Annotated in this window: 8 protein-coding genes; 7 read left to right on the forward strand and 1 reads right to left on the reverse strand. The window is 72.6% G+C overall.

Annotated elements, in window-relative coordinates:
• From VF542_RS09925 to VF542_RS09955, 7 genes are all read left to right on the forward strand, one after another.
• Nucleotides 1-129 (forward strand): integrase core domain-containing protein (locus VF542_RS09925; protein WP_408651550.1); only part of this gene is annotated, 129 nt, incomplete at its 5' end.
• A 69-nt stretch (nt 130-198) separates the two neighbouring features.
• Complete coding sequence (gene tsaB / locus VF542_RS09930; protein ID WP_408651543.1) at nt 199-897, forward strand: tRNA (adenosine(37)-N6)-threonylcarbamoyltransferase complex dimerization subunit type 1 TsaB; 699 nt, start codon at nt 199-201, stop codon at nt 895-897.
• Nucleotides 894-1,517 carry a ribosomal protein S18-alanine N-acetyltransferase gene (gene rimI / locus VF542_RS09935; protein ID WP_408651544.1) on the forward strand — a complete coding sequence of 208 codons (624 nt, stop codon included), beginning with the start codon at nt 894-896 and terminating at the stop codon, nt 1,515-1,517. Before tsaB ends, rimI begins: the two co-directional genes overlap by 4 nt.
• Complete coding sequence (gene tsaD, locus VF542_RS09940) at nt 1,514-2,557, forward strand: tRNA (adenosine(37)-N6)-threonylcarbamoyltransferase complex transferase subunit TsaD (protein ID WP_408651545.1); 1,044 nt, start codon at nt 1,514-1,516, stop codon at nt 2,555-2,557. The genes rimI and tsaD overlap by 4 nt, the downstream gene beginning before the upstream one ends.
• 16 nt (nt 2,558-2,573) lie before the next feature.
• Nucleotides 2,574-2,924, forward strand: a complete 351-nt coding sequence (locus VF542_RS09945; protein ID WP_408651546.1) for a hypothetical protein — start codon at nt 2,574-2,576, stop codon at nt 2,922-2,924.
• A 10-nt stretch (nt 2,925-2,934) separates the two neighbouring features.
• A complete protein-coding gene (locus tag VF542_RS09950) occupies nt 2,935-3,471 on the forward strand; it encodes a SigE family RNA polymerase sigma factor (protein ID WP_408651547.1) in 537 nt (178 codons plus the stop codon).
• A 25-nt stretch (nt 3,472-3,496) separates the two neighbouring features.
• Entirely contained in the window at nt 3,497-4,687 is a 1,191-nt protein-coding gene (locus VF542_RS09955; RefSeq protein WP_408651548.1) for a DUF4232 domain-containing protein, read from the forward strand.
• Nucleotides 4,688-4,727: 40 nt separating this feature from the next.
• Here the strand turns inward: VF542_RS09955 and VF542_RS09960 are convergent.
• On the reverse strand, nt 4,728-5,444 hold a 717-nt coding region (locus tag VF542_RS09960; RefSeq protein WP_408651549.1), incomplete at its 5' end, for a THUMP-like domain-containing protein.

Raw genomic sequence — 5,444 nt, forward strand, 5'->3', positions numbered from 1 at the left:
TACCGACAGGTCTTCACCAGCAACACCGAACGCACCGCCGCCCTTGCACCCTGGCTCGAGCACTACAACACTCAACGCCGCCACAGCGCACTCGGCGGACTCCCACCAACCAGCCGGCTACCAACCTGATGGCCGGGTACAGCTAGAGCAGGTCCAGCGTGCCGGGGACCCCTCAGCCGTGCCGACTAGGCTGGCCGGGTGCTGGCTCTGGTTCTGGACACCTCGTCCGCGGCGGTGACGGCGGGCCTGGTGGAGTTCCCCGGCCACGCCGGCTCCTCGGGCCAGACCCAGCCGGCCGTGCTGGCCGAGCGGGTCACAGTGGATGCCCGCGCGCACGCCGAGCTGCTGACCCCGTCGATCCAGGCCTGCCTGGTCGAGGCCGGTGTGCGGATTGCCGAGTTGTCGGCGGTGGTGGCCGGCCTCGGCCCCGGACCGTTCACCGGCCTGCGGGTGGGCCTGATGACCGCCGCCGCGCTCGCCGACGCCACCGGCCTGCCCAGCTACGGGGTCTGCTCACTCGACGCGATCGCCGCCGCGCACCCGGAGCAGGGCGGCCTGCTGGTGGCCGGTGACGCCCGCCGCAAGGAGGTCTACTGGGCGCGCTACCGCAACGGCCGCCGGGTTGCCGAGCCCGCGGTGACCAAGCCCGCCGAGCTGATCCCCGAGCTGCCTGGCGAGCTCGGTGGGACGGCCGTGATGGCCGGGGCCGGCGCCCGGCTGTACGCCGGCGTCCTGGGCTTGCCGCTGCTGGACGCCGATTACCCGACCGTCGCGGGGCTGGCGGCGTGCGCTGCCGAGCGGGTGCTGAGCCGGGCGCCGGGCGAGGTGCTGGTGCCGCTGTACCTGCGCCGTCCCGATGCCGTGGAACCCGCTGCCCGCAAGCCGGTGATGAGATGACTTCTGCTACACCGCCTGACGCCTCCGGCGTGCGGGTGCGCCCGATGCGGGTCGCCGATCTCGACGCCGTGATGCCGTTCGAGCAGCAGATGTTCGGCCCGGAGGCGTGGTCGCGGCAGGGCTATCTGGACGAGCTGGCCGACACCGAGCTGCGCTACTACATCGTCGCCGAGGCTGCCGATCACCACCTGCTGGGCACCGCCGGCCTGCTGACCATCGGCGAGACCGCGCAGATCCTCACCATCGGCGTGCTGCCGGCGGCCCGCCGCAACGGTGTCGGCCGGCTGCTGCTGCGGGCACTGATCGCCGAGGCCCGCCGCCGCCGCGCCACCGAGGTGCTGCTGGAGGTGCGTGAGGACAACCACGCCGCGCAGCGGCTGTACGCAGCTGAGGGCTTCACCGTGCTGGGCAAGCGGCGGGGCTACTACGAGCAGGGCCGGGTCGACGCGATCACGATGCGCCACCCGATCCAGCGCCACCCCATCCAGGGCCAGCAGCCCCAGCGCCAGCAGCCCCAGCGCCAACAGCCCCAGCGCCAGCAGCCCCAGCGCCAGCAGCCCCAGGGCCACCAGGTCCAGCGCCAGAGCCAGAGCCAGAACCAGGAAAGCCGGCAGCCATGACAGCCGACCAGCCGCTGGTTCTGGGCATCGAGACCTCCTGTGACGAGACCGGTGTCGGCATCGTCCGTGGCACCGAACTGCTGGCCGACGCGGTGGCCTCCAGTGTCGAGCAGCATGCCCGGTTCGGCGGGGTGGTCCCCGAGGTGGCCAGCCGCGCGCACCTGCAGGCCATGGTGCCGACCGTGCACCGGGCCTGCGCCGAGGCCGGCGTCGCGCTCACCGACATCGACGCCATCGCCGTCACCGCGGGTCCGGGGCTGGCCGGCGCGCTGCTGGTCGGGGTGGCGGCGGCCAAGGCCTACGCGCTCGCCCTGGACAAGCCGCTGTACGCGGTGAATCACCTGTCCGCCCACGTGTCGGTGGACCTGCTGGACAACGGCCCGCTGGACCAGGCCTGCATCGCGTTGCTGGTCTCCGGCGGGCATTCCTCGATCCTGCGGGTGCCCCGGGTGGGTGGCCTGGAGCTGACCGAACTGGGCGCCACCCTGGACGACGCGGCCGGCGAGGCGTTCGACAAGGTGGCCCGGCTGCTCGGCCTGGGCTTTCCCGGCGGGCCGCTGATCGACCGGGCCGCCCGGGACGGTGACCGGGACGCGATCGCCTTTCCGCGGGGCCTTACCGGAGCACACGACGATCCGCTGGCGTTCTCGTTCTCCGGGCTCAAGACCGCCGTGGCGCGCTGGGTGGAGGCCAGGCAACGGGCCGGCGAGCCGGTTCCGGTGGCCGACGTGGCGGCCAGCTTCCAGGAGGCGGTGGTGGACGTGCTCAGCGCCAAGGCGGTCCGGGCCGCGTCCGAGGCCGGCATCGAGTACCTGCTGCTCGGGGGTGGCGTGGCCGCCAACTCGCGGCTGCGGGAGCTGACCGCGCAGCGCTGCGAGCGGGCCGGCCTGCGGCTGCGGGTGCCGCGGCCGAAGCTCTGCACCGACAACGGGGCGATGGTGGCGGCCCTCGGTGCGCAACTGATCGCCCACGGCGCCACCCCGAGCGCGCTCGACATCCCGGCCGACTCCTCGATGCCGATCACGGAAGTGCTGTCATGACGACGGTCGTGCCCCGATGACTGTCACCATGTGGGAAGTCCGGGCAGCGGACGGGCAGCTGCAACAGCTGCTGGCCTGGCTGCTGCCCCGGCTGGCCGAGAGCGCCCAGGTCTACCGCAGCGCCGCCGGCGAACCGCGGGTGGTGGTGCTGGACCCGACCGGTGAGGTCACCGGCCGGCTGGCCGGGGTACCGGCGGGTCTGATCGCGCGGCCGGCGCACGCGTGGCAGTTCGAGGCGGTAGGCAACGGATCGGCCGGAACATCGCATCTAACCAGTGAGCGGCAGGATCCAGGCAGTGAGCAGCAGGGCAGTGGGGAGTACGGCAGCGAGCAGCAGGATCCAGGCAGCGAGCAGGTAGGGCAGTGAGGAGGCTGGGATGGACTCGGACGAGCGCTTCACCGCGTTCGTTCGCGAGCACACCCAGGCCCTGCTCAGGACCGCCTACCTGCTGACCCGAGACTCCGGCGAGGCCGAGGAGCTGGTGCAGGACACCTTGGCCTGGCTCTACCCGCGGTGGTCGCAGGTGGAACTCGCCGAGCACCAGCTCGCCTACGTCCGCAAGGCGGTGGTGAACCGGTACCTGGCAGGCCGGCGGCGGCTGTCCTCGACCGAGGTGTACTTCGACGAGGCTCGCGAGCGTGCCTCGGACCGTCCGGTCGCCCGGGACCGGACCGCCGAGGTGGACGAGCGGATCACCCTCTGGGCCACCCTCGGCGAGCTGTCCGAGCGGCAGCGGGCGGCGGTGGTGCTGCGGTTCTTCCACGACCTGCCCGATGACGAGGTCGCGGGCGTCCTGGAATGCCGGGTGGGCACGGTTCGCAGCCTGATCAGCCGGGCGCTGAGCACGCTGCGGGTCACCGGCAACTTCGCCGATGACGCGGTCAGCTCGCACTACCTGAGGAACGTGACATGAACGTACGAGGCGTGGGGTAGAGCAGATGAGTCCCAAGACGTTGACCGACGAGCTGCGCTCGGTGCTGCTGTTCCACTCGCTGGAGGCGCCGCAACCCAACGCCACGGTCGACCGGATCCTCAACGACACGGTGGGCTCGGTGACCACCCTGGGCGGCGCTGCCCCGACAGCTGCCGGCACCGCGCGGCCGGCCCGGCGAGTGTCGGTTCTGCAGCTGGTGGCCGCCAGCGTGGTCGCGGTCCTGCTGCTGACGGTCGCCGGCATCAACTCGGCCCGCAACCGCAACACCGATCGGAGTGCCAGCACGGCCGGCAAGAACCAGTTCGACCAGCCGGCGTCGGCCAGCGACGCGGCCGGGTCGGTGGTGGTTCCGGATGCCTCGGCCAGGTCGGGTGCCTACGCGCCGGCCGGAGGTCAGCCGGCCTACGTCGGAAGGCTGTTGGACTGCTCCAAGATTCCCGGTGGTCAGCTGATCACCGGGCAGTCGGATGACTTCACGTTGAGCGCCGGCCAGCACGGCTACCTCTACGAATTCCTCTGTGTCGGGAAGAACGGGCAGCGCTCGGCCAGCGAGGTGCAGGCGTTCCTGCAGGTCGGCACCACGCTGGTGTACCTCAGGACGCTGTTGGCTCCGGCCGCCGGCCAGCACCTCGACTTCGTGATCGGAGGAATGCAGTCGACGCGGATCCAGGTCTCAGACCACACCCCGGCGGCCGGCGGCGTCCCGGGCGGGGTGGTCGCGATGGCGTTCGACATCTCCGACGACCGCTGGAACTTCTCGACGGCGATCGTGGCCGAACCCTGCCTGCGCAAGGATCTGAGGGCCACGGTCTCCGCGGTGCCCGATGCCCCCGCGCCGTCCTGGATGCTGGCACTGCGCAACGACAGCAAGGTCGCCTGCGCGCTCGAGGGCTATCCGCAGGTGCGCGCTCGGCTAGCCGGCGCAACGCTGACCACGGCGGTGCAGACCATGAACGGGCCGGCCGGTGGGGTGAGAAAGAAGCTCGTGCCGCCGATCATCGTGCTCAGTCCCGGTGCGACCGCGTCGGCGATCGTCGAGCAGCGCGCGGCGTCCGCGGCCGGCTCGTGCCGGCGTTCGGATCAGCTGGCGGTGACGCTGCCGAACGGGGTGCCGCTCGGCCTGGTGCCGGCCGAGCTGGCCGGCTGCGGGCTGACCGTCCACCCGCTGGTCGGCAATGCCAGGGGCTCGGACTGACCGCTGCCCACGCCGCCGGGCGCGCCACCACTCGCCGCGGCTAGCGGGGGAGCGGTTCGGCGAGGATCGCCAGGTGCTGCTCGCCCACCCGGGCCAACAGCACGGTCATCGAGTTCGGGCCGGCGGGCTTCAGGGCGCGGCGCAGCACCGCCGGGTCGATGTCCACGCCGCGTTTCTTGATCTCGACGATGCCGACCTGCCGCCGGGCCAGCTCGGCACGCAGCCGCTTCAGCGAGTACGGCAGCACGTCGAGCACCCGGAACCCCCTGGCCAGCCCCGCCGCCTGGCCGCCGGCCACCGCGTCTGCCGCCAGGTAGGCCAGCTGCTCCTCGATCCGGCGCCCGCCCGGCAGCAGCGCCGCCAGTTGCCGCACCAGGCCGGCCCGGATCACCGCGCCGTCGGGCTCGTAGAGGTAGCCGCCGACCGGGCCGATCCGGTGCTCGGCGGGGTCGGCGTCGCTCAGCTGCAGGCCGGCCGGCAGCACCGTGGCACGCCGCCGGATGCCGCCGGTGGCGAACCCCGCCGACCAGAGCGCGGCCTCCTTCACCCCGCCGTCGAAGGACACCCATTCGGCCTCCACGCCCTCCGGTATCAGGGCGTGCTCGATTCCCGGCCCGAGCTTGGCCGCCGCGTACCGCATCCCGAGCAGCACCTCGGTGACGAAGCCGAAGCCGGGCGAGTAGGCGGCCGGGTCGAAGGTCCGGCCGCGGGCACCGCGCCTGGCCGGGTCCAGGAACACCGACTCGGCCGAGCGCCA

It is taken from the genome of Jatrophihabitans sp. (assembly GCF_036389215.1).
GTDB lineage: Bacteria > Actinomycetota > Actinomycetes > Mycobacteriales > Jatrophihabitantaceae > Jatrophihabitans_A.